This is a genomic window from Streptomonospora salina, from assembly GCF_014204715.1.
In the GTDB taxonomy this organism is placed as follows: domain Bacteria; phylum Actinomycetota; class Actinomycetes; order Streptosporangiales; family Streptosporangiaceae; genus Streptomonospora; species Streptomonospora salina.
The window spans coordinates 2,090,293-2,111,963 of the sequence record NZ_JACHLY010000001.1 but is presented as its reverse complement, the minus strand read 5'-3'; the positions used below and the strand labels follow the sequence as shown (position 1 = coordinate 2,111,963).

Annotated in this window: 21 protein-coding genes; 7 read left to right on the top strand and 14 right to left on the bottom strand. The window is 71.0% G+C overall.

Features of this window, described 5'->3' with window-relative positions:
• The first annotated feature begins 83 nt into the window (after positions 1–83).
• Positions 84–788 carry a vWA domain-containing protein gene (locus HNR25_RS09505; protein ID WP_184634293.1) on the top strand — a complete coding sequence of 235 codons (705 nt, stop codon included), beginning with the start codon at positions 84–86 and terminating at the stop codon, positions 786–788.
• A gap of 548 nt (positions 789–1,336) precedes the next feature.
• Here HNR25_RS09505 and HNR25_RS09500 read toward each other — a convergent pair.
• From HNR25_RS09500 to HNR25_RS09435, 14 genes are all read right to left on the bottom strand, one after another.
• Positions 1,337–2,365: a sporulation protein gene (locus HNR25_RS09500; protein ID WP_184634292.1), complete on the bottom strand. Its 1,029-nt coding sequence runs from the start codon at positions 2,363–2,365 to the stop codon at positions 1,337–1,339.
• Between the two features lie 381 nt (positions 2,366–2,746).
• Entirely contained in the window at positions 2,747–3,259 is a 513-nt protein-coding gene (locus HNR25_RS09495; protein ID WP_184634291.1) for an LURP-one-related/scramblase family protein, read from the bottom strand.
• A 166-nt stretch (positions 3,260–3,425) separates the two neighbouring features.
• On the bottom strand, positions 3,426–4,910 hold the full coding sequence (locus tag HNR25_RS09490; protein ID WP_184634290.1) for an LCP family protein: 1,485 nt from the start codon (positions 4,908–4,910) through the stop codon (positions 3,426–3,428).
• Between the two features lie 305 nt (positions 4,911–5,215).
• Positions 5,216–5,947, bottom strand: coding sequence for a C40 family peptidase (locus HNR25_RS09485; protein WP_312862438.1), 732 nt, complete (start codon positions 5,945–5,947; stop codon positions 5,216–5,218).
• A 467-nt stretch (positions 5,948–6,414) separates the two neighbouring features.
• Complete coding sequence (locus HNR25_RS09480; protein WP_184634289.1) at positions 6,415–7,845, bottom strand: NADH-quinone oxidoreductase subunit N; 1,431 nt, start codon at positions 7,843–7,845, stop codon at positions 6,415–6,417.
• A gap of 21 nt (positions 7,846–7,866) precedes the next feature.
• Entirely contained in the window at positions 7,867–9,369 is a 1,503-nt protein-coding gene (locus tag HNR25_RS25820) for a complex I subunit 4 family protein (RefSeq protein ID WP_184634288.1), read from the bottom strand.
• A gap of 2 nt (positions 9,370–9,371) precedes the next feature.
• Entirely contained in the window at positions 9,372–11,252 is a 1,881-nt protein-coding gene (locus tag HNR25_RS25815) for a proton-conducting transporter transmembrane domain-containing protein (RefSeq protein WP_312862437.1), read from the bottom strand.
• Between the two features lie 11 nt (positions 11,253–11,263).
• Positions 11,264–11,569, bottom strand: a complete 306-nt coding sequence (nuoK, locus tag HNR25_RS09465) for an NADH-quinone oxidoreductase subunit NuoK (RefSeq protein WP_184634287.1) — start codon at positions 11,567–11,569, stop codon at positions 11,264–11,266.
• Entirely contained in the window at positions 11,566–12,129 is a 564-nt protein-coding gene (locus HNR25_RS09460; protein WP_184634286.1) for an NADH-quinone oxidoreductase subunit J, read from the bottom strand. The genes nuoK and HNR25_RS09460 overlap by 4 nt, the downstream gene beginning before the upstream one ends.
• An 11-nt stretch (positions 12,130–12,140) precedes the next feature.
• A complete protein-coding gene (locus tag HNR25_RS09455) occupies positions 12,141–13,067 on the bottom strand; it encodes an NADH-quinone oxidoreductase subunit H (protein WP_184634285.1) in 927 nt (308 codons plus the stop codon).
• A complete protein-coding gene (locus HNR25_RS09450) occupies positions 13,060–14,304 on the bottom strand; it encodes a hypothetical protein (protein WP_184634284.1) in 1,245 nt (414 codons plus the stop codon). The genes HNR25_RS09455 and HNR25_RS09450 overlap by 8 nt, the downstream gene beginning before the upstream one ends.
• Positions 14,295–14,645, bottom strand: coding sequence for an NADH-quinone oxidoreductase subunit A (locus HNR25_RS09445; protein ID WP_184634283.1), 351 nt, complete (start codon positions 14,643–14,645; stop codon positions 14,295–14,297). The genes HNR25_RS09450 and HNR25_RS09445 overlap by 10 nt, the downstream gene beginning before the upstream one ends.
• A 512-nt stretch (positions 14,646–15,157) precedes the next feature.
• On the bottom strand, positions 15,158–15,862 hold the full coding sequence (locus tag HNR25_RS09440; protein ID WP_184634282.1) for a Fic family protein: 705 nt from the start codon (positions 15,860–15,862) through the stop codon (positions 15,158–15,160).
• A 262-nt stretch (positions 15,863–16,124) separates the two neighbouring features.
• The gene (locus HNR25_RS09435; RefSeq protein WP_184634281.1) at positions 16,125–16,421 is read right to left on the bottom strand and encodes a hypothetical protein; all 297 of its coding nucleotides are present in this window, start codon (positions 16,419–16,421) and stop codon (positions 16,125–16,127) included.
• Positions 16,422–16,535: 114 nt separating this feature from the next.
• On the opposite strand from HNR25_RS09435, the gene HNR25_RS09430 reads away from it, so the two are divergent.
• The 6 genes from HNR25_RS09430 (at position 16,536) to HNR25_RS09405 (ending at position 21,671) form a co-directional block, all read left to right on the top strand.
• Positions 16,536–17,150: a TetR/AcrR family transcriptional regulator gene (locus HNR25_RS09430; protein ID WP_184634280.1), complete on the top strand. Its 615-nt coding sequence runs from the start codon at positions 16,536–16,538 to the stop codon at positions 17,148–17,150.
• A 600-nt stretch (positions 17,151–17,750) separates the two neighbouring features.
• Entirely contained in the window at positions 17,751–18,020 is a 270-nt protein-coding gene (locus HNR25_RS09425) for a metal-sensitive transcriptional regulator (protein ID WP_184634279.1), read from the top strand.
• Between the two features lie 200 nt (positions 18,021–18,220).
• Positions 18,221–19,615, top strand: coding sequence for an MBL fold metallo-hydrolase (locus HNR25_RS09420; RefSeq protein WP_184634278.1), 1,395 nt, complete (start codon positions 18,221–18,223; stop codon positions 19,613–19,615).
• 90 nt (positions 19,616–19,705) lie between these two features.
• Positions 19,706–20,290: a rhodanese-like domain-containing protein gene (locus HNR25_RS09415; protein ID WP_184634277.1), complete on the top strand. Its 585-nt coding sequence runs from the start codon at positions 19,706–19,708 to the stop codon at positions 20,288–20,290.
• Between the two features lie 48 nt (positions 20,291–20,338).
• Positions 20,339–21,124 carry a sulfite exporter TauE/SafE family protein gene (locus HNR25_RS09410; protein WP_184634276.1) on the top strand — a complete coding sequence of 262 codons (786 nt, stop codon included), beginning with the start codon at positions 20,339–20,341 and terminating at the stop codon, positions 21,122–21,124.
• Positions 21,125–21,362: 238 nt separating this feature from the next.
• The gene (locus tag HNR25_RS09405) at positions 21,363–21,671 is read left to right on the top strand and encodes a rhodanese-like domain-containing protein (protein ID WP_184634275.1); all 309 of its coding nucleotides are present in this window, start codon (positions 21,363–21,365) and stop codon (positions 21,669–21,671) included.

The window sequence follows — 21,671 nt, the reverse complement described above, 5'->3', positions numbered from 1 at the left end:
ACGTGCCGTGCGCTGCCGGTTGAACGCGCCGGTCCGGATCGGAGGATCCGGCGTTTCAGGAAACAAGAATCGGAGGGTCGGTTATGGTCGACGAAAATTTCGTGGCGCAAAAACCGGAGAAGGATGCGCTTCAAACAGTGCTCCCCGTGTATCTGGTATTGGATACGTCCGGATCGATGAAGATGCACGAGGATCTGCTCAATCGGACTGTAGAGGAGATTCACGATGTATTCGACAATACTCCGGAAATGAAAGAATTTATTCAGTTGGCCATTCTCACTTTTAATACCGAACCGCATTTGGTTATGCGTATCACCGAGTTCGAGGAGATCGAATACTTGCCCACGGTCGCCTGCCAGGGGCTGACCAACTACGGTCCTATGCTCCGTAAGGTGCGGAACTGCATCGAGGAGGACGTCCCGGATATTGCGGCCAGGAACGTCCAGGTCCTGCGCCCGGCCGTATTTCTGCTGACCGACGGCCAGCCGAATGACAAGCCTGGTGGTGCCTGGCATGCCGATGCCGCGGACCTTCGCGATCCGGAATGGCGGCCGCGTCCCCACGTCATCGCTTACGGGTTCGCCGACGCATCGGCGGACGTTCTGGGGCGAATTGCGACGGATGATGCGTTTGTGGCCGAGAAGGGTCAGGAGAACTCGGTCGCACTGAAAAAGGTGATGGTCGCCATGCTGAAGTCGGTGGTCGCGTCCGCGAAACAGAAGTCGCTGGTTATCCCCGAGCACGTCGAGGGCTTCCGCTCCGTTCCGCTCGACACCGTCGCAGGCTGAAACACGTGCGCGGACGGGCTGAAGGCGTGCAGGATAGCCACCGAATCCGGGTTCGGTGCAGGCAGCGCTTCCCCGCCCACACGGTCACCTTGGCCACTGTTTCCGAACGCGCCGATTCGGCTCTTCGTGGGATTCGTGCGCGAGAAAGGAGAGTGAATGCCTACGGAGTGGAGGTCAGCCGGTCGGCGCTCGGGTGATCTATCGCGGGGTTCTCCTCTGAACCCACGTTCTCGGAACCGGGCGAAAACCCCGTGATAGACGGAGGGGGACCGGCAGCTGAGGCCGTTCTGCGCCCAGCTCGTGCGCGAGTTCCGCATTTGCGGACCGAGGCGTCTTCGAGGGCGGGGTGAGCCGAACCGCTGATCCCCGCCCTGGGAGCCCGGGGCGGCGGGGCGGCCGTGTCCTCCCCGCCCCCGCGGCAGTCCCCTCGTCGCGCCGTCGCCGGCGGGCTCACAGCCGCTTCCGGAGTTCGCGGGAGCGGTCGCGGGCCCTGGAACGGATCCAGCGCGGGAGTCACGCGGTGCCGAGCGCGGACACCGACCGGGCCGCTACCCTTCCTCTTCCTCCTCGCCCTCCTCCTCTGCGCCCTCGTCTTCCTCCTCCTGCTCGCTCTCGTCCTCGCCCTCGCCCTCGCCTCCGAAGAAGTCCCCGATCTCATCGACGGCCTCGGCGGCGACGTAGCCGGCCGCGAGTCCGCCCGCCACACCCAGGGCGACTCCAGCGGCACCGCTCATCATGCCTCCGCCCTCGTCGTGGTCCCCGTGGTCGTGGTGGGCGGTGCCGAATCCGCCGAAGAGCCCGCGGTGGCGGGAGAGCGCCTCCTCGACCCATGCCTCGACCTGCGCTGTCCAGTCGACGCGGTCGGCGTCGGAGTGGTCGACGTAGAACCGGCCGTAAAGGTCGCCTCCTTCGGTGAACAGGCCGCCGCGCTTGTCGAACTCGACGATCACGTCCATGCCCTGCGTATCGGCGACGAAGCTGACCTCCACCTCGCTGATCTCGTGTTCGTAGGGTGCGGCGGCGCCGAACTCGATCTCCTGAAACACCGGGAACTCCTGGCGGGTCCCGACGAGGCGGCCTGCCTCGACATCGGTGTGCTTCAACCGGAAACCGAGCCGGGAGAACGCCTCCAGGATCCGTTCTTGGGACGGCAGCGCGCAGACGTGTACCGGGTCGAGATCTCCCTTGTCGGGTGCGCGGTCGATGACCACCTCGGTGCGCAGCCCCAGCCCCGCGTCGGGCAGCGGGCCGCCGCCGGCATCGGTGATGGGCGCCTGCCACGGCACCGGGTAGCGGAAGGGGATCGAGCGGCGTTCACCCGCCGGGAGGTCGAACGGCCCGGTGAGGAGGATGCGGGCGAACTCGGCGGTCGAGGTCTCTTCGTCCTCCTCTGTGTCGAACTCGACGGAGGCGGCCAACGCGACCGCGATCCCGTCGATGTGGGCATCGACGTCTCCGCCGGTGAGTTCGATGCGGCCGTCCAGGGCCGCGCCTGGGTACGTGTACGGGTTCGCGAGCACGGTGTCGATGCTCGGGCCGCCGACGCCGAAGACCGACAGGAGACGCTTGAAACCCATTCTGTTCCTCTTTCGGGAATCCGGTGAGTGGTCCTGGGCGCCGCTGCGCTGGGCGGCGCCCGCCACGCCAACGCTTCGGGGCGGAGGCCGGTTTCCCGCCAGGGGCCGGTTCTGTGGCACAAGCGGGTGCTTTGTTGCGTCCGGAACCGGCGTCTCGCGAAGCCGCCTCGCAGCCACGCCGGCGCCTCGGTGGGCAGAGGCGCCGGTTACGGCCTGTCTCCGCGGTGGGCGCGTGAGAGCCCGAGCCGTGGCAGGGCACCAGACCGCGCCTGTTGTACGGCGCGAAAAAGCGGGACCGGTTCCCGCCATGCGGATACCGGCTTCCCGGCGGTCAGTGCCAGCCCGACGGGAACAGGGTGGCGCTGCGGGGAGGCGGCCCGGTCAGCCCTCCTCGCCCTCCTCGCTTCCGTCGGTGAGGGCGTCCACGCACACGGCGACACTGATGACGAGGGTGGGGTCGCCGCCGGGGTCGTCGCGGTGGGTGTCGACGTCCACGGCGTAGGTGTCGCGCAGCCGGAACCACGTCCGCGAGATGTGGGCGACGGGGCCGTCGTCGTCGTTGACGGTGTACTCCTTGTCGAAGAAGTCGCCGGTGATCTCCCACTCCGGGCCCTCAGCGAGCTCCACGACGAGCTTGTCGACGATGGGGTCGAACAGTCGCTTGCGGACCGTGGCTACGGTCTCGCCGCCGCGCTCGATCCGCATGGTGTCGCGAATGCTGAGCAGTTTCTTGCGGATGACGGCGAGCTCGTTGCCTTCAGGGTCGTGGAGCTCGAAGGTCTCGCGCAGCCGCAGCGCTTTCCCGTCGACGTGGAAGACGCGTTCTCCGTCCTCGTCCTCCACCCAGAAGTCGTCGCCGATATCGAAGATCCGGTCGCGGACGGTGAATTTCACTGGAGTAACCCTCCTCGGCAGGGGTGTGCTTCGACGTGATCGGGCGCCCCGGATCCCGCACGGAAACCCTGTTCCCACTGCGGTTCCCGTCGGCTCCATGCACAGGAAACCCGACCGATAGGGGCGGGACGCGGGAGCCGGCGCACGGTGGGGGCGGCGCCGGACGTCAGGGGCAGAGTCTGTCGAGTGAGGCGGCGTCCTCGCCGACCTGGCGGCCCGGGGTGTCGGGGACGGACGCGCCGCTGTCCGCGGAACCCGGTTCCGCGTCCCCGTCCTCGGCAGGTCCCGGCGAGGCGGGAGAGCCGGAGGGGGTCCCGGCGCCGCTGTCGTCGGAGGGCTGCGACCTCTCCTGGTCGGCCACGGCGTCGTCGACCAGGCCGCGGATCTTCTCCCAATCCGGGTATGCGGTATCCACCTGGGGAGGGGAGAGCTGCAGCGTCTTGAAGCCGCCTTCGCCGCTGGTCAGTTCCGCGAGGTCGATGAACGCCCCCGCCTTGGACTGGGGGATGTCGGTGCGCAGGGTGCGCTTGGTGGCTCCGGCCAGCTCCTGGAAGCTGGTGAGCACGGTCACCGGGTCGGCCTGTTCGGCGACATGTTTGATCAGGCATCCTTGGCGGCCCATGCGGGTGTAGTCGTCGCTGTCGGTGCGGCTGCGCCCGTACCACAGCGCTTCGTTGCCGTCGAGGTGCCGGTCGCCGGCCTTGAGGACGTCGCCCTGCTCTCCGTAGGGGATCGGTTCGTCGATGTGCACGTCGACGCCGCCGATCGCGTCGACGAGGTCGTCGAAGCCCTGCATGTCCACCAGCGCGTAGTAGCCGATGTCGAGACCGACGGCGTCGGCGACGGTGCGCTTGAGGGTGTCTGCGGCGGGATCTTCGGCGCCGGTGTCGATCGCCAGGCGTTCCGGGTCCTCGGCCACGGTCTGGTAGACGTCGTTGAGCAGCCCGTCGAACCCCTGCGGCTCCGGATAGGCGCGGGCGAGCGGTGTGTCGTCGGGGAAGGGCACGTTCTCCAGGTTGCGCGGCAGCCCGATCAGCACGACGTCGCCGTACTCCACATCGACGCTGGCCACCATCATCGAGTCGGTGCGCAGTCCGTAGCGGCTGTCGCCGGAGTCGCCGCCCAGCAGCAGCACGTTGATGCGCTCGCGCCCGTCCCAGGGGTCGCTTTCGTCATGGGGCGGTGCATCGGGGCGCTCGGGGCCGAAGACCGCGTCGACAGTGTCGTGGGCGGTGTAGGCCGTGCGGATGGCCGCCCCCGAGGGCAGGGCGACGGCAAGGCACAGCAGCACGACCAGGGCCGCACCGGTGAACCGGGCCGGGCGCCCGGCCGCGGGCGGCCGGGTGATGACCCAGGAGTGCACGATGACGGTCATCCACAGCACCGCCACCGCGAAGACGGCCATGCTCGTCGCCAGCAGCCAGCGCCCCTGTGCGGCGAGCCGGAGGCTGCCCGCCGGGTCGTCGTGCAGCAGCAGCGCCGCGGCGCCGGCGCTCAGGGCGAGCGCCGCGAACAGGACCAGGAGCGCCGCCCCGGCCCGTCGCCGCCCGGTCCGCAGATGAGCCAGGCCCGGAACCGGGACCGAGACGAGGGTGAGCACCAGGGCACGACCGGTCGTGGCCGTCCGCTGCCGCTGCCTGGTTGCGCCCATCGGGTCCTCTCCTGTCCCAGATTCGGAAACCGCGGCAAAACTGCACTGTTCTATCCCTACCGCACCAGAACGTCCGAAAACGCGCAGGAGGCGGCTGGGACGCGGCGGAGGGGGACCGCCTGAGGCAGCGTGCGGTCCGGAGCGCGGGCCGTCGCGGCGAGGACCGCGGTCGTGGGCACCGAGGGAAGCGGAGAAGGCCGTCGTTACCGCGTTCGGCGCGAACCCGGGCATCGGGGCCGCCGCAGCCAAGGCGCCCCAGGCAGGGACGGAAGCCCGTTCGGGGCTCAGCCTGAGGCGCCTTGGGATCAGGGCCGGACGGCGCCGACGAAGTGCTGGTCCCAGTAGTCGGCGAGGGTGACCACCGAGACGGTCCTGCCGCTGCTGGGGGCGTGCACCATCTGGCCGTTTCCGGCGTACATGCCGTTGTGGCCGAGGTCGTCGAAGAAGAACATGATGTCTCCGGGCTGGAGACCGTTCCGAGAGACCTTGTTGGGCAACTCGAACTGGGCGTAGGTGGTCCGGGGGATGCTGACTCCCGCCGAGCCCCAGGCGGCCTGCATCAGACCGGAGCAGTCGTAGCCGTCGGGGCCGGTTCCGCCCCAGACGTAGGGTGTGCCGATCTCGCTGTAGGCGAAGTCCAGAGCAGTGCGGGCGCTGCCGGAGGCCGAACCGGTGTAGGAGCCGCCGCCGGCGTCCGATGCCGAACCTGCCGCAGGGTTCTCGCCTTCGAAGCCGGCGAGCAGTTCCTCCTGTTCGGCGAGCTTGTCCTCGACCTCCTCCTTCTTCTCCTCAAGGCCGTCGCTCTGCTCTTCGGCGTCGTCGCGGGTGCCCTCCGCCTCTTCCTCGAGCTTGATCAGACGCTCCGACGAGTCGGTGAATTCATCCAGTTCGGCCTGCTGGCTCTCCGAGAGGTAGGAGAGGTCGGCCGACTGCTCGAGGACGTCGCCGGGGTTCTCCGCGCCCAGGACGGTCGCGGGCGAACCGAGGTCGACGGACTTGTAGGCACCCGCGGCGAGAACGGCGACGTCGCCGCGCAACTCCGTGAAGCGGTCTCCTCGTCGCCGATCCGCTCCTCGAGCGACTCGACGCGCTTGTCCGCGGCCTCCAGGTCTTCTACGGCCTGGTTGTACTTCTGGACGACGGTGCTCGACTCCTCGGTAAGCTCCTCGATCCTCTCTTCGACGTCCTCTTCGGCGGATTCCGCAGCGACGGGCGCCGCTCGGTCCGCAGACGCCTGCGCCGAGCCGCTCTCGATGTGGCAGATCGAGCCGACGAGGAAGGCGGTCACCAGCAAGACCGACAGCAGTTCCCGGACCCGGGACTGCCGAAGCGTTCTCGCGGTGTGGCCGAACACGGGAGGAAGACTACACAAGCGGCACATATGGCATGGGGGCCGACGGGGCGGCTCCGTGGTCGGCGCATGCTCCATGCGGGCGGGTGCGGCGCAGCGCCGCGCCTTCGTCGCGACGACGGCCGCCCCGCCGTCGGAGACGTCCCCGGACGATCAGCGCACGAGCACGCCGGTCTGCAACGGATCCAAGAGCGGGGAGGAGCCGATCCCCAGGGCGAGCGTGGCCGCGGCCGCCACGACGGCCACGCCGGCGCTCCACCGGACGACGGGCACGTCCGCACCACCGCCGCGGTCCGCGGGCGCGTCGTCGGCAGCGGTGCGGAACACGGGGAGGATCCAGCGCAGGTAGTAGAAGAGGCTGGCCACGGTGTTGACGGCGGCGAGCACGACCAGCCAGACCAGCCCGGCGTCGAGAGCCGCGGTGAACACGGTCAACTTCCCGATGAACACGGCCGTCGGCGGGGTGCCCACCAGGCCCAGCAGGCAGACGATCAGACTCAGCGCCAGCCAGGGCCGCTTCCGCATCAGACCTGTGTAGTCGGCGAGCGTGCGCGCCCGGGGCAGAGCGCACACGACCGCGAAGGCGCCGAGGTTCGTCGCGGTGTAGGCGGCCAGGTAGAACAGCAGGCTCGACAGCGCCGTGTCCGAGCCGTGCACGGCCGCCACCGCCACCAGCAGATAGCCGACCTGGCTGATGGTGGAGTAGGCCAGGAGCCGGCGCACGTCGTCCTGGAAGAACGCGGCGAGGTTGCCCAGCGTCATGCTGGCGGCCGCCAGCAGCGCGGCCGGCAGCGGCCAGTTCAGCGCGGTCTCGCCCAGTGCCTGGTCGGCGAACCGGAAGATCGCCGCCAGCGCGCCGATCTTGGGCACCGTGGTGATGAAAGCCGCGACGGGAGCGGGAGCGCCCTGGGTCGCGTCGGGAACCCAGAAGTGGACGGGTACAGCGCCGGACTTGAACAGCAGCCCCGCCACGAGCGCGGTGGTCCCCACGGCCACCACACCGGCCGACGCGTCGGGAAGCGTGCGCGCCAGGGTGGCGTAGTCGCCGGCCGCGCCCACCCCGAACACGGTCGTGACCCCCGTCAGCAGCAGGACACCGGACAGTGCTCCCATCAGGTAGTACTTCAGCGCGGCCTCGGTGCCGAGGGCGTCCTTGCCGAACCCCACCAGCGCGTACACGGGAATGCTCGCCAGCAGGTACCCGGCCGCGAGCACGAGCAGGCCGCTCGCTCCGGCCATGACGACGGTGCCCAGCGCGGCCAGCAGAACCAGGACGTAGAACTCGCTTTCGCGCCGGTGTCCGGCGACGTGGCCGGCTGCGAGCAGGATCGTGATCGCAGCACCGGCGGGCACCGCCACGCGGGCCAGGTGGAGGGCCGCATCGAGTGCGTAGACGCCTTCGGGGGTGACCGTCGCGGGCCGGGCCATCGCCGCCGCGGCGAAAACCGCCGCGGCGGCGAGGGACAGCAGTGCGACACAGCGCACGATCCATTGGAGGCGGCGCGGGGTCCAGCTGCCGGCGAGCAGGGCGATGACCGCGCCGGCCGCGAGCGCGCTTTCGGGCAGCAGCAGGCCGGGATTCATGTCATGACGCCTTTCTCGCGGTCATTGCGCCACCAGGGCGGCGACGGTGCGGGCGGCCGGTTCGATGACGTCGAGCAGGAACCGGGGCGCTATGCCGATGACGATCGCAAGCAGCACCGGCGGGGCGGTCGACAGCGCCTCCGCGGCCGACAGGTCGGCGGGCTCGCCCCGGACCGCCCGGCCACGCTGCCCGAGGAAGATCCGCTGCAGCGCACGCAGCAGGAGCGCCGCGGTGAGCAGGATGCCGAAAAAGGCCAGCGCGGTGGGAACGGGCGCCGACGACAGGCTTCCGGTGAAGATCTGGAACTCGGCGATGAACCCGGCCAGCCCGGGAAGACCGAGCGAGCCGAAGGCCGCGACGGCCGTGACCAGTGCGAACCGCGGCGCGGCTTTGGCCAGGCCGCCGTAGGCGGCCATGTCGTAGGTGCCGCCGCGGGTGTAGAGCACACCGGCGAGGAGGAACAGCGATCCGGTGAGCAGGCCGTGGGCGACCATCTGGGTGACCGCTCCGGTCACGGCCAGAGTGCTGGCCTGGAGGTCGGCGCCGGCGGCCATGCCCGCGGCGCCCAGGCCGAGGACGATGTAGCCCATGTGGTTGACCGACGTGTAGGCGACCATCCGCTTGAAGTCGGTCTGGGCCAGCGCCACCAGCGCGCCGTAGAGGACGGAGACCACGCCCACGACGACGAACACCGCGGCGTAGTCCCGCCAGACGCCCGGAAGGATCGGCATGGCGATGCGGACGAAGCCGTAGGCGCCCATCTTCAGCAGCACCCCGGCCAGGATCGCCGATCCGGGTGCCGGGGCGTCGGTGTGGGCGGGCGGCAGCCACGTGTGGAAGGGCACCGTCGGCGTCTTGACGGCGAGTCCCACCGCGATGGCCGCCAGGACCAGCCCGCCGGCGAGTGCGTCGCCCTCCAAGGGCGTGCTCCGGGCGAGCTCCACCATGTCGAAGGTGTGCGGGTCGGCGGCGAGGTAGAGGCCGATGAACCCCAGCAGCAGCGCGAGCGAGCCGACGAAGGTGTAGAGGAAGAACTGCAGCGCCGAGCGGATCGGGGTGCCGTGGCCCCAGCCGGCGATGACGAAGTACATGCCGACGATGGACAGGTCGAAGAAGACGAAGAACAGGATCAGGTCGAGAGAGACGAACAGGCCCAGCGACACCGTCTGCAGGAACAGGAACAGGACCGCATAGGCCCGTACTCGGCGCTGTTCTCGCAGCGAGTACACGGCGCAGGCGAAAAAGAGCAGGGCCGTCATCGCCACCAGCGGCAGCGAGAGCCCGTCCACCCCGATGTGGTATCCGGATCCGACGGTAGGGATCCAGCGCAGGTCGGCCTCGTAGGCGATGTCGCCGGTGACCCCGCTGCCGCCGGGATAGGCGACCCACAACGCGATCACCAGAGCCAAGTCGACCGCCGCGGCCGCGACCCAGGCGCCGATGACGGCGCGGTCGGGCAGGCGGGGCAGCGCCAGCAGCACCGCCGCCGCGGCCGAAGGCAGGAACACGACAACCGAGAGCACGGTCACCTCATCAGGACGAGGACGGCGGCGAGGACGATCAGGGCGACCACGGCCTGGGCGTAGTACTGGTGCAGCAGCCCGGTCTGGGGGCGGCGGGTCCAGCGGCCCAGGGTTCGGGCGCCTCGGGCCACGGCGCCGACCGCCCGGGCGAGGGACGCTTCCAGGCGGGCGTCGGTCAGCCGGGAAGCGGCATCGGCGGCCGCCGCGGCGGCGCGCACCGTTCCGGCCACGACCCGGTCGTCGAAGGCGGCGAGCCCGCGCGCCAGGGCCATGGTGGGAGCGGCCGCCGCACCGATCGCGATCCGCTCCGCCCCGAACCAGTCGGCGGCCCAGGCCGCTGCGGTGCGCGGGACCGCGGCCGCTTTCATCCGGCGCTGGAGGCTCCACGCCACGACGGCCCCCACGGCGGCGATGACGCCCACGCTGAGGGCGGCCGAAACCGCGGTCTCCCACACGTAGGGGCTGTGCTCGTCGGTGGCGTCGAGCAGGCGGCGCCACCACGTGGCGATCGGCGGTATCGCGACGGCGGCCAGTCCCACGGCCGCGGCGGCCAGAAACGGCAGCGGGAGCACGAAGGCCGGCGACAGCCGGGCGGGGGCCCTGCCGCGGCCGGGGTCGGCCGTGCCGGCCGCGGGGCGCATCCACACGGTGAACAGCGCCTTGGCCGCATAGGCGGCGCTGAGAGCCGCGGCCGCCGATCCGACCGCATACAGCGCCGGAGACTCCGACAGCGCCATGGTCAGGATCTGGTCCTTGGCCACCCAGACGGACAGCGGAGGAGCTCCGCCTACGGCGAGCGCTCCGATGGTGAACAGCCACCCCAGCAGCGGATAGCGGCGGGCGGCGCCCCGCAGGTCGGGGAGTCGCCGAGCACCCAGGGCCGCCAACCATGCGCCCGCGACCAAGAACAGCAGGCCCTTGACGGCCGCGTGCGCCGCGAACTGCACGGTTCCGCCGGAGACGGCGCCCGCCCCCGCGGCGAGGACGACGAAGCCGATCTGGGAGCACGTGGAGGCGGCGAGCAGCTGTTTGAGGTCCTCTTGGGCGAGGGCGACGGCCGCCAGCACCACCGCTGTGAGGAGACCGACCCAGGCCACGGTGGGACCGGCCCAGGCGACGGCTTCCAGGGCCGGGTGCAGACGCAGCAGGAGATACCCTCCCGCGGCGACCATCGTGGCCGAGTGCAGCAGCGCCGAGACCGGGCTGGGGCCGGCCATGGCGCGGGAGAGCCAGAAGCTGAAAGGAAGCTGCGCCGACTTGCCCAGAGCGGCCACGATCGCCCCGGCGACCGCGGCGTCGCGCCAGCCGCCGCCGAGGCCGGCCAGCGCTGTCAGTTCCAGGGCGGCGGCACCGCCTGCCAGCGCGGCGCCCGCGGCAAGGTAGAGGCCGAGGTCGGCGGTGCGCGTGGTGAGGAACGCCAGCGTCGCCGAACGCACCCGATCGCGGTCGGTCCACCAGAAGCCGATGAGGGCGTAGGACGCGGCCCCCATCACCTCCCATCCGGCGAGCAGGGGCAGTATGCCGGTGGCGGTGACGGTGGCCAGCATCGCCGAGGCGAACACCAGCAGCAGACCGTGGAAGCGCGCCCGCGAAGGGTCCTCGCCCATGTCGCCCACGGAGAACAGCACGACCGCCAGGACGATCGCCGGAATCACCACGACCATCACCGCGGACAGCCCGTCGACCGCGAGTTCGGCGGGTATGCCCGCCAACATGGGGACGCTGACGTGCGGCCGGGCCGCCGCCGCGACCGCCCCGAGCGCCACCGCGGCGGCAGCGGTGGCCACGGCCAGCGGCGCGGCCGCCCGGTCGGCGCGGTGGCCGGCCGCCAGAAGAGCGCCCCCCACGGCCGCGGGCAGCCCCACCAGCATCGCGAGCAGCACCGACACGCTCCTCAGTCCTTCAGGTCGGTGGCCGAATCGACCATGTCGACGTCGCGGGAACGGAAGATCGCGGTCGTTACGGCGAAGCCCACCGCCATCTCCACGGCCATCGCCGTCACGACCACCAGCACGAGGACCTGGCCGTCAGGGCGATCGGCCGAGACGTAGAACCAGAAGGCGCCCGTCGCCACGATCACCCCGTTCAGCATGAGCTCCAGGCCCATCATGAGCATGACGACGGACTGCTGGCTGAGCGCGCCGTACAGCCCCACGGCCAGCAGCGCCGCGGCCAGCAGCAGATACGGTTCCAGACTCATCGGCCCGCACCGCCCCGGATCGGATCGTCGGGGCGGGAGCGGCGCAGGTCGTCGCCGTAGCGGTCGTAGCGGCCGCGGTCGGTCGACAGGACCGTGGTGGCCACCATCGTCGCGAACAGCACCATGCCGACGACCATCATCACCAGCATCTTCGAACCCATGATGGCCTCGGCCAGCTGCAGCGTCGGATCCGCGGGCGTGCCCGGCCGGGTGTCGGGCCAGGGCACGATGAAGATCCCCGCCGCCAGGACGGCGAAGACGCCGATCGAGATCGCCAGGGCGCCCCGGTTGTTGTGCACCATGGTCATCGGCATCAGGCCGGCGGGGTTCATCATGTACATGACCATGAAGACGATCATGATCATCATCTCCATGGTCATCATGAGGATGACCAGGACGCCCAGATACGACAGGTCCAGCAGCAGCAGGGTGATCGCGGCGAGCACGAAGGAGGCGAGCAGCGCCAGGGTCGCTCGGGCCATCGAGTCGACACGGAAGACCGCGATTCCGGCGGCCACCGATGCCGCGGCGCAGATCGCGAACACGACCGCCTGCACCATAGTGGGTCTCCTTAGACGACGAGCGCGAAGATCGCGACGACAAGGGCCTGCAGGAGCGTCGCCGGTATGAGGACCACCCAGCCGACTTCGGTGAAGCGGTCCATGCGCACGGTCGGCAGCCGGTGGCCCAGCCACACCAGCAGCGCCAGTACCGCAGCGGCCTTGAGCACGGTCCAGGTCCACTCGGGCAGCAGCGGCCCCGCACCGCCGCCCAGGAACAGCGGCACCGCCATCGCGGCGGCCGCGGTGAGCATCAGGTACCGGCCGGCGCGGAAGACCAGCCGGTCCACGCCCGCGAGTTCGGCCCCGGCGCCGCCCGCCAGGTCGCGTGCCACCGCCTGGTCGAAGGGTCCCCAATAGGCCATGGCCATCGCCGACAGCAGATACACGCCGAAGGCCACGGGCATCAGGGCGGCGAACCACACACCCTCCTGCGCCTGCACGATGTCGCTCACCCGCAGCGATCCGGCTCCCAGAGCGGCGGTGGTCAAAGCGAACATGTGCGGCAGTGCGTAGGCCAGCCCCTGGACGAGGAAGCGGTAGGCGCCGACCAGGCCCCACACCGAATCGGCGCCCCAGCCGACCGTCCACACCGCGACCCAGATCAGCACCTCCATGGCGTTGAACCACACCACGCCGACCGAAAGGTCGGCCGCCGAGCGGCCCGCCACCGGAAGCACCAGGACGGACAGGATCGCCGCGACCGGCACTGCCGCGCCTCCCAGCCGCCACAGCACAGTGTCGGCGCCCGGTATGGTCCGGCGCTGCTCCACCAGCAATCGGGCCGTTTCTCGGGCGGGAGCGGACGCGGCGGCGGAGGCCGGCGCGCCGCCGGCGCGCGCGGTGAGCATCGCCGACCAGGCGGCCGCACCGTAGCCCAGCAGCAGCAATCCGATGGGGAGCAGCAGTACTCCCCACAGCGGCATCGGCTCACCCATGGTGCGCCTCGGCGCCGTCGGCGACCGGGGCTTCCAGATCGGGGTCCAGGGAGGCCACGATCAGGCGCACCGCCGCCAGCTCCTGACCGGCCAGCAGCGACGGCAGCAGATCCAGGGCGCACTGCGCCGCCGTACCCGCATCGGTCGGTGTCGGTGCGGCGCCCTTCTGCGCCGCGGCGGCCTCGATCGTGTCGAGTCGCCGCTTCCACCGCGCCGTCACGTCGCCGCGCAGGGCCTCGGGAGCATCCGGCGCGACGGATCCGAGCCCGTCGGTGGACCAGCGCAGCAGCCGCGACCGGCGCACCGTGCGGGTCCACCGTCGGCACTGCGCCCGCCAGGTCTCCCGTGGCCCCCGGCGCAGCAGGTCGTCGCGCAGCCGGCGCCCGGTGGCGGCGGCGTCGGACCAGCCCGCCACGGCGAGGAGGCGCTGCATGCCGTCCAGCGCGGCGGCCGCTTCGGCAGAGAGGCCGCCCCGTTCACGGCCGCCCAGGTGCGGCGCCGTCCAGAAGCGGGCGGTATCGGCCGGCGGAGCGCCCACGACGGAGGCGGCGGCGTCGTGGACCACATCGCCCTGGAGGGTCAGGGAGACGCGAAGCCCGGCGGGCCAGTCGGGAAGCGCCGGCCCCAGTTCCGCGTGCAGCCGGTCCAGAGTGAGTCCGTCGCGATCGGCCGCGCGCTCGGCCATGGGCAGGCCGCCGGGCATTTCCGCCCCGCCGCCGTGCATGTCGTGGCCGCTGTGGCCGCCGTGCTCGTCGGCCGCCGCACTGCCCGCGCCTTCCGACCGGTCGTGCGCACCGTGCTCCTCGCTGTGCGCTGAAGCGTCGGCGGCGCCGGAGTCCTCGTGCCTCCCGCTGCCGGCGCCGCCGTGGCCGGACGGATCGGGCGCCGGGTGGGCGGAGTCCGCGAGCGGGGGTTCCCGGCGCGGGATCTCCGCGGATTCGGCCAGCGCGGCGCTGCCCTCGTTCAGGGAGCGCGCGACGTCGTCCCGGGCGTCGAGCAGCACCCGTACCCGGGGTTCGGGAATCTGCTCCCACACGCGGTCGAGCACCTGGGCCAGCTCCCCGTCGGAGGGGCCGCACACCACGAGCATGTCCGCCGCGACCGGGGTGAGTGCCGGCTGCCAGGAACGCCGGCGCAGTTCGTCCTCCACGGCGATGCGCAGACCGGTGCCGCCGAGCGCGGTGACGACGAAGGGGCGAGGACGTGCCCGGCGCAGCAGCCACGTGGTCACGTCCATCGGAACGCTCCCTCGCGCCAGGCGTAGATCACCGCAGCGACCAGCACGGCCAGAAAGAGGAACATCTCGACTACGGCCGCGGTCCCCTTCTCGGCGACGACGAGCACCCACGGATACATGAAGACCATTTCCATGTCGAAGGCCAGGAACAGCATGGTCACCGCGTACCAGCGGACGTGGAAGCGCGACACGGCGTGCTCGGTGACGGGCATCCCCGACAGGAACGGGGGAGAGGCCAGCGGTCGGCGCGTCACCCGGACGATCGCCGAGGTGCCGTAGACCAGGGCCACGCCGACCGAGGCGGCTCCGAGCAGGATCAGCGCAGGCCCGAACGCGTCCACCTCACGCCTCCTCCGCCGTCGGTCCGTACCGCCGTGCGGGACCCCGCCGGAGCGCGGAACGATCGCTGCGTGTCACCGCGTCGCACATACCCCCCGACCGTATCAGTGGGCCTTTGTGAAGAACGGGATCCGCGCCCGCCGGCGTGTGTCCGGTGGCGAGGAGAAGGACGGCGCTCCCGCAGGGTGCCACCGCGCGGGTCGCCGGCAGTCCCCGCGGCTTTGGGACCCGGGCCCCACGGGCGCAGAGCCCGCGGCCCCCACTACCCGACAGTTCGAAACCAACCGTCGAGGAGGTTCCCGCCCTCCCGGCGCAGGAGAAGCGGGAGGCGGGGCGGTCGGTGCCGGCGTTGCCTGCGCAAGCGGGCAGGGTCCGGGGCCGGTCCGCACGGGGCTTCCCGGACCGGCCCCCCGCTCGGCGCTCCGCGACCCACGGGCACCCCGGACCGTGGCCGGAGTCGGACAGCTCCGCGGCCGGTGGCCGTGCCGCCGGCGGCTGTGCGGCCCCTCTGCGGTCAGCTCCGGGGCGCTCCGTTCTCAGGACGGGCTGGAACCGCGCGGTTCGGAGGAGCGGTACGGGTGTCGAACTTCGTGCTCGCCAAGGCGCCCTCCGCCAGCGTGATCAGATCGAGCACGTCGCGGGTGAGATAGGCGGCGGCGCCACGTTCGATCGACCTGGTCCGCAGCACATCGGCGTGGCGGAGCTCCTCGAGGGCGCCGTTCGCCGCCGGGAACGATATGCCGAGGATCGTCGACAGGGTGGTCGCGGTAACCACAGGCGCCTCGGGAAGCTGGCCCGGCAAGCGCGCAACGGCTGAATCCGCGCGCGGTATCGCACGCAGGCCGACGGATTTCCGATAGGTCGACAAGCGGTCGGTCCGGTCGGAGCGTAGATCCTCGATCTGTTCCATGAGCGTCTTCGACTGTTCGACGGCGATGGCAGAGGCGCGAACGAAGGTGGCCAGCCATGCGTTGATCGATGCGCTCGCGTCCGCGCTCGCAGCAGGCGCATCGTGGCGGTAAGCGTTCAGCCCGGTGACGTAGGCGTCTCGCAGGGTTGCGAGTACGAGGCTGATCGGGAGGACCGCGCGTTCGGTCAGCCCGCGGCGTGCCAAGACCGTGTGGATGAGCGCACGGCCCACGCGTCCGTTGCCGCCGGTGAAGGGGTGGATCGTCTCGAACTGCGCGTGGACGATGGCCGCTTGGATCAGGGGGAGCATGGGCGGCCCCGTTCATAGAGTCGGTGAGGTCGGCCATCAGCGCCGGGACCCGGTCGGGGTCCGGCGGGACGAAGTCCGCTCCGATCGGGCTCCAGTCCGAGCCGCCGATCCGGTTCTGCACGTAGCGCAGGCCGTGGTGCCGCGGCTGGTCGGGAAGCAGGGACTGGTGGAGCCCGACGACATGGTCGACCGTTGACCCTGTCGGATCGCCGGGACCCGCGGCACGATGCGGGCGGCCGTCCATCGAGGCGGCCCCGGGACGTCACGGTGCCGAGTAGGTACCGAGTTCGTTCAGCACCGTCATGGAGGGTGGCCGCACGCAGCGCTGCTCCAGCGTGGACCGGTAGCGCTGGAAGGCCGGAAGCCCGTGCATGGCCTCCGGACCGCCTTCCAGCTCTACCAAGGAGACGAGGGTGACGCCGTCGTCGGCCTGGAAGGTGTCATAGCGCATCCCGGCGGGGCGTTTCACCTCCAGTTCCGCGTAGACCTCCTTCAGCAGCGCAAGATCCTCGTCCACTGCATCGGGCTTCAGTTCGCAGGTGAACATGATCCGCATCATGGGAACTCCGTCTCGGTGAAGCGGCTGCCCCAGGGAGTGCCGCCATCGGTCGATTCGAATGACAGTCTGTATTTCAGAATACACGGTGTCAATCGAAATGTTAGAGTTCTCGGCATGGTGTCGCGCAAGTACGAGCAGAGACTGCGGGCGGAGTCGGCCGAGCGGACCCGGCGACGCATCCTCGATGCTCTGTATCAGCGCCTGAGCGAAGCCCCGACCGAGCCGGTCAGCATCGATCGCGTCGCCAAACTCGCCGGTGTCGCCCGCCCGACCGTCTACCAGGTGTTCGGCTCTCGGGCAGGACTGTTCGAGGCACTCGGTGCGGACCTTCTGTATCGCGGCGGTTTCGCGCAGATGCTCCAGGAAGCGGCCCAGCCGGACGCGCGCGACGGCTTGCGCGGGGCGATCCGGGGCGTCGTCCGCATCTATGCGGCCAACATCGACGTGGTGCGCGCGCTGTCGTCCATGGCGCGGTTGGATGCGGCCGCTGCCGGAGGGGCGATCCGGCGCATGGAGGAAGGACGGCTCACGGGTGCGGCCGACCTGGCCGGTCGTCTCGCCGAACAGGGATGGCTGCGCTCCGAGGTTTCGGTTGAGCGCGCCACGGACCTGCTCTGGCTTCTGACATCGTTCGAAGGAGTGGATCTGCTCCACACCGGTCGATCGCGCGCGCCCGAAGAGATCGCGGATACGCTGATCGCCGCTGCCGAGCAGAGCCTCCTGCAATGAACGGCTGCGTCCGTCGCCGCCCGCCTCGGGGCGTTCCCAGTCCGTTCCCTGAGCGCGCCCAGGTCACATAGAACAAAGAAAATCCCAGGACACGACGTCTGTCCGAGGGGGACTCGACTCACATTCCTATGGCCCCTCGGCCCGCTCGGTATTCTCCACCGCACGGGTCCGCTTGACCGCCGCGCCGGATCTGGCGGGGCGGTGACCGGCTACGAGTTCTTCCCGCTGGTCCCGCTGGACAACCATCGCCCCTGTGTTCATGCTGGCCGTGATCGCCGCGGTGGTGCGGGTCGCGGCCCGGCTGCGGTCGGGCGCGGCGTCGCCGCCGAGCAGGACGACCAGCTCGCGCCCCCCGGGGCGGGCGATGGCGAAGGCGACGCAGCTAGGGGTGCGCGGAGCGGATCAGCGGGTGGTGCTCTCGGCGCTCACGCTGAGGAACCGCAGGTCGGGATGGTCTTCGTCGGGCATGACGGGCCCCGGCGTAGCCGTTGTCGGTCGGCTCGGGAACCTCGTTGGGTTCGAAGTGATGGCCGGAGAGAGGGTCGGCGCGGAATAGATACGGGCGGGGGTATGTTTGGCATTGGCGAAAGGCGGTGAACCATGGAGATGTCTCCTGAACTGGTGGGCGATGCGCTCACCCGGTTGCGTCGTGCCCAGGGCCAGCTCTCGGGCGTGATCTCGATGATCGAGGACGGCGAGGACTGTGCGGCTACGCTCACCCAGCTCGCGGCGGTGTCGCGGGCACTCGACCGTGCCGGGTTCAAGATTGTCGCCAGCGGAATGCGGCACTGCCAGGCCGCCCGCGAGCGCGGAGACGAACCGCCCATGACCGAGGCCGAACTGGAGAAGCTCTTCCTCGCGCTGTCCTGACCACGCGCGGCGTGTGCGCACGCCGCGCCCCTTTTTGCCGCCTGGATACCCCCGGGGGTGAAAAGCCTCCCGTAGTGACTCGGATTCCGAGAGTAGGTAATCCCGCACGGCGACCGAGGCGCGTCCTGGTGGAGCTCGCCCCGCAACATCCACCCAGGCACGCCGCCGACCGACGGCACGACCGTAAGGAAGTGATCAGCATGACCACGGACACGATCCGCGTCGAGGTGATCGAGACCTCGTCCCTGGGCGATCGCAGCTATCTGGCGACCGACGGAGAGTCCGCGGTCGTCGTCGATCCCCAGCGCGACGTCGACCGCGTCCTCGCCCTGGCCGGCCGGTTGGGTGTGGAGATCACCCACGTGGTCGAGACCCACATCCACAACGACTACGTCTCCGGCGGGCTGGAGCTGTCCCGGCTCACCGGCGCCGACTACGGCGTCGCCGCCGACGACGATGTGCCCTTCCGGCGCACCCCGCTGAGCGACGGCGACACCGTCGAGATCTCCGGGGGCATGCGGCTGCGCGTGGTGGCGACGCCGGGCCACACCTTCCACCACCTCTCCTACGTGCTGGAAGGCACCGGCGGTGCGGAAGGCGTGTTCACCGGCGGGTCGCTGCTGTTCGGCACCACCGGGCGCACCGACCTCCTCGGCAAGGAACACGCCGAGAAACTCGCCCACCATCAGCACGCCTCGGCGCTCCGGCTGGCAGACGTGCTGCCCGACGGCGCATCGATCTGGCCCACCCACGGCTTCGGCAGCTTCTGCACCGCCGCCCCGGCCGCAACCGACGACTCCACCCTCGGGCAGGAGAAGCAGACGAACCCCGCGCTGCGCCTGGCCGCCGAGGAGTTCGTCACCGAGGCGCTGGCCGGGCTGGACGCCTACCCCGCCTACTACGTGCACATGGGCGTGGCCAACCTGGCCGGCCCCGAACCCGTCGACCTGCGTTTCCCTGGCCACGCCGACCCCGACGAACTGCGTCGCCGGCTGGAGAAGGGCGAATGGGTGGTCGACCTGCGCCACCGCACGGCCTACGTCCGTTCGCACCTGGCCGGCACCGTCAGCCTCGGTTTGGACGGCCCGATGCCCACCTGGCTGGGCTGGATGATCGACTGGGGCGCCCCGCTGACCCTGCTGGGCGAGTCGCCCGACCAGGTCGCCCGCGCCCAACGCGAACTGGTGCGCATCGGCATCGACCGCATCGAGGCCGCCGCCAGCGGTTCGCCGGAGGACCTCGCCGCCGACCCCGGACAGGTGCGCGGTCTGGACTCCGCCGACTTCGCCGACCTGGCCGCGATCCTGTCCGACGGAACCGAGGATCCGGCGCGACAGCGCGAGGTCGTGCTGGACGTGCGGCTGAACAACGAGTGGAACACCTCCCACATCGCCGGTGCCGTGCACATCCCGCTGCCTGAGGTGGCCCGCCGCATCGACGAGGTCCCGCCCGGTCGGGTGTGGGTGCACTGCGGCAGCGGCTACCGCGCCGCAGCGGCGGCGTCCCTGCTGGACGGAGCCGGTCGCGATGTCGTGCTCGTCGACGACTTCTTCGCCAACGCCGCACCGAGCGGCGTGCCCATGGCCGAGGTCTGAACACGCGCACCGCTGCAGGCCTCCCCGGCTCGCCGGCGCGCCGCAGAGCCACGACCACAGGGTTCACTCCCGACATCAAGGAGATACTTCATGACAGCGCCCGCATCCATCGACGTCGACCAGACGCGCACGCTGATGGACGACCGTCCCGGGACCAGGCTGATCGACGTGCGCACGCCCGGCGAGTTCGCCGGGGCCCACATCGCCGAGTCCTACAACGTCCCGCTCGATCTGCTGCGCGAGCACCGCCGGGAGCTTCAGGCCGACCACGACGACCCGATCGTCCTGGTCTGCCGCAGCGGCACCCGTGCCGAGGAGGCCCGCCGGCTGGTCGCCGAATCGGACCTGGCGGGAGTACAGGTGCTGCGGGGCGGCATCGCGGCCTGGGAAGGTGCCGGAGCCCCGCTGGTACGGGGACGCGGCACCTGGTCCATGGAGCGCCAGGTACGGCTGGTGGCCGGAACGATCGTGCTACTCGCTGTGGGCGCCAGCCTGCTCGCCGAGCCGGTGAAGTGGCTGGCCGCCGCCGTCGGTGCGGGGCTGACCGTCGCTGCCGTCACCGACACCTGCGCCATGGCCCGGGTGCTCTCCGTGCTGCCGTGGAACCGGGCGGCGGCCGGCGACGGCCCGGCGGCACTGAGCGCGTTGACCGAGCCCGCCGCCGACCGGGCCTGAGATGCCCGCCGCCGGAGCCACCGACATCGACGAGGGGAGGTGCCGCCGATGGGAGCGGCGCTCGCGTTCGGCCTTTTGATCGGCCTTCTGCTCGGGCTGCTCGGCGCGGGCGGCTCCATCCTGGCGGTGCCCGCGCTCGTCGTGGGCGTCGGCCTGCCGGTGGCAACCGCCGTACCGGCCTCCCTGGTGGTGGTCGGCGCCTCGGCACTGGCCGGCCTGGTTCCGAGGCTGCGGCAGGGCACCGTCCGCTGGCGGGTCGCCCTCGTCTTCGGCGGCGCCGGACTGCCTGCGGCCTTCGCCGGCACCGGGGCCGGGCGCCTGGTGCCCGACCGGTGGCTGATGCTGGCTTTCGCGCTCCTGATGGTGGTGGTGGCCGCGCACATGCTGCGCAATCAATCCGAGGAGGGCGGGGCCTGCCGCACCCGTGCCGGGGGTATCGATTGGCGCAGCTGCCTGCCCAAGGCATTGGCCGCAGGTGCCGGGGTCGGGTTCCTGACCGGGATGTTCGGGGTCGGCGGCGGGTTCGTCGTCGTCCCGGCGCTCACACTGCTCCTCGGACTGACCGCGGTCGAGGCCGTGTCCACCTCGCTGGTGGTGGTCGCGGTCAACGCCGCCTCGGGACTGGCCGCCCACGCAGGCGCGGCCGCCGGCCTGGATTACGGGACCATCGCCGTCTTCGCCACTGCCGCAGTGGCCGCCTCGCTGGCCGCGGGTCGACTGGCCGGGCGCATCCCGGCCGTGCCCCTGCGGCGCGCCTTCGCCATCCTGGTGCTGGCCGTGGCCGGCGGCATGGCCGCCGCGGTCCTCGCGGCGCCCGGCCTACTCGCCGGGTGAGCGATGCCTGAACGGGCAGGGCTGAACGCTGTTCGGAACCGACACGGCTCCGATCGCCTGTGCGCAGGCACGGCGGTCGCATCCGGAGCGCCTGGCGCGGGTTTGCGCCACCGGTCTCGGGACAGCGAGACCAGATAAGACGCCACCGCAACTCGCCGGTTGCAGCCGAGCGCCGGGGCCGCCGACAGGGCGCAGGGCTGCGAAAGGCCGTTTTCTCGTTCCCGGGGAAGGAGGGGCCATGGAGCCGCGACACGTCAGCGAGCAGCAGGACCGGCTGCAGGTGGTCGATGTGCGCGAGGTCGAGGAGCGGGATGTGGGCCGCATCCCGGGATCGCGCTGGATCCCGATGGACGCGCTTCCGCAGCGGCTCGGGGAACGCGATGCAGGCAGCCCTGCGGTGACGGTCTGCCGCAGCGGCCGGATGGCCGACTACCTCGCCGATCAGGGGTATCAGGCCGACAATCTCGACGGCGGCATAGCCGTATGGGCCGAGGAGAAGCTGCCCGTGCGCAGGCCCGCGAACGACACGCCGGGAAAGGTGGCCTGA

Bases quoted from the DNA above. Each gene is read 5' to 3' on its own strand.
- HNR25_RS09505 (WP_184634293.1), top strand. From the start codon at position 84: ATGGTCGACGAAAATTTCGTGGCGCAAAAACCGGAGAAGGATGCGCTT.
- HNR25_RS09500 (WP_184634292.1), bottom strand. From the start codon at position 2,365: ATGGGTTTCAAGCGTCTCCTGTCGGTCTTCGGCGTCGGCGGCCCGAGC.
- HNR25_RS09490 (WP_184634290.1), bottom strand. From the start codon at position 4,910: ATGGGCGCAACCAGGCAGCGGCAGCGGACGGCCACGACCGGTCGTGCC.
- HNR25_RS09480 (WP_184634289.1), bottom strand. From the start codon at position 7,845: ATGAATCCCGGCCTGCTGCTGCCCGAAAGCGCGCTCGCGGCCGGCGCG.
- nuoK (WP_184634287.1), bottom strand. From the start codon at position 11,569: ATGAGTCTGGAACCGTATCTGCTGCTGGCCGCGGCGCTGCTGGCCGTG.
- HNR25_RS09460 (WP_184634286.1), bottom strand. From the start codon at position 12,129: ATGGTGCAGGCGGTCGTGTTCGCGATCTGCGCCGCGGCATCGGTGGCC.
- HNR25_RS09455 (WP_184634285.1), bottom strand. From the start codon at position 13,067: ATGGGTGAGCCGATGCCGCTGTGGGGAGTACTGCTGCTCCCCATCGGA.
- HNR25_RS09450 (WP_184634284.1), bottom strand. From the start codon at position 14,304: ATGGACGTGACCACGTGGCTGCTGCGCCGGGCACGTCCTCGCCCCTTC.
- HNR25_RS09440 (WP_184634282.1), bottom strand. From the start codon at position 15,862: ATGCTCCCCCTGATCCAAGCGGCCATCGTCCACGCGCAGTTCGAGACG.
- HNR25_RS09435 (WP_184634281.1), bottom strand. From the start codon at position 16,421: ATGATGCGGATCATGTTCACCTGCGAACTGAAGCCCGATGCAGTGGAC.
- HNR25_RS09430 (WP_184634280.1), top strand. From the start codon at position 16,536: ATGGTGTCGCGCAAGTACGAGCAGAGACTGCGGGCGGAGTCGGCCGAG.
- HNR25_RS09425 (WP_184634279.1), top strand. From the start codon at position 17,751: ATGGAGATGTCTCCTGAACTGGTGGGCGATGCGCTCACCCGGTTGCGT.
- HNR25_RS09420 (WP_184634278.1), top strand. From the start codon at position 18,221: ATGACCACGGACACGATCCGCGTCGAGGTGATCGAGACCTCGTCCCTG.
- HNR25_RS09415 (WP_184634277.1), top strand. From the start codon at position 19,706: ATGACAGCGCCCGCATCCATCGACGTCGACCAGACGCGCACGCTGATG.
- HNR25_RS09410 (WP_184634276.1), top strand. From the start codon at position 20,339: ATGGGAGCGGCGCTCGCGTTCGGCCTTTTGATCGGCCTTCTGCTCGGG.
- HNR25_RS09405 (WP_184634275.1), top strand. From the start codon at position 21,363: ATGGAGCCGCGACACGTCAGCGAGCAGCAGGACCGGCTGCAGGTGGTC.